Source organism: Roseobacter weihaiensis, assembly GCF_020622345.1.
Taxonomy (GTDB): domain Bacteria; phylum Pseudomonadota; class Alphaproteobacteria; order Rhodobacterales; family Rhodobacteraceae; genus Roseobacter; species Roseobacter weihaiensis.
The window spans coordinates 1-1,018 of sequence record NZ_JACNMO010000083.1 but is presented as its reverse complement, the minus strand read 5'-3'; the positions used below and the strand labels follow the sequence as shown (position 1 = coordinate 1,018).

At 56.9% G+C, this 1,018-nt stretch carries 1 protein-coding gene; it reads left to right on the top strand.

Going from position 1 to position 1,018, the window contains the following annotated elements:
- The coding region (locus tag H7847_RS26610; protein ID WP_227272745.1) for a hypothetical protein at positions 1-609 on the top strand (609 nt) is incomplete at its 5' end.
- Positions 610-1,018 lie beyond the last annotated feature (409 nt).

The window sequence follows — 1,018 nt, the reverse complement described above, 5'->3', positions numbered from 1 at the left end:
GCCATCGACCTTCGCATTGGTCTTCCCGAGGCTGCGACCTTGCGCGCACCGGCGGCCAGATATTCCCTCTGGCCGGATGATCCCTTTGGGGCATCCGCAGATTACAATGTCTGGCCAAGTGCGTTTACCCAGCGCGACCAAGCCAGAGCCGACCGCATCCTGCTTGATCCAGGGGAAGCGCCCTATTGGGACAGTTTCTACATGTGGTATGATGTGCGGGAGATGACCAACCACATGCGCCCCCTGCCGATCACTACCAATGTTATTGCGCTCGGCCTCGACAGAGATCCAACCGTTCATCTTCGAAGAGACTATGCATTAGGTCAGCTAAAGTTGGGCAAGCTCACCCCTGAAACCCTGGAGATGGAGGCAGCCTTCATGGGCTACGACATTACCGATGAGTTTCTACGGTCTGCTCTCTTCGATTCCGCGCGCCCGGATTTCGACGCCAGCAATGTGTCGCGGACTGCCTACGGTCTGGTGGATACACTTCCGGCCGCGCGCACGCTCAGGGATCTCCTGGACAAGGACGATCCGGCGCATAGCCCACTCTCCTGCATCTCAGTCTGGTCCCTGGGGGAAAGACCGCCAACGCCCCCGGCACAATAACCGCCCCTCTCAACCGAGTGCCAGAGACGATAAGCGCAGTCATGATTATAGCCTCACTGGCCAGACCTCGGCGTCACTCAAAGGCAAAGGTGTTCGGTACCTTCGCAACGCACACCGTTTCATCAGATACCCGAATGCGTGACGGAGCCTCCGGACGGAGAGTCATGAAAGCTAAACGTAACGTGCGGGTCAACTAGCTTCGCCTGACACACAGTGCACTTGAACACGTGGCGCGCCTTAATCTCTGGCCACGTCATGTTCTGGGGTAAAGCGCAGGAAGCAGACATGGCGTATCTGCTGAGCGCTCGGCTTCAAGGGCATTGAGAACGGCTAATGTCGATCTCAGAAACCTTGAGCTGAAGGAGAGACGACCATGAAAAACTACATTGGTTTAGACGTATCGCAGACC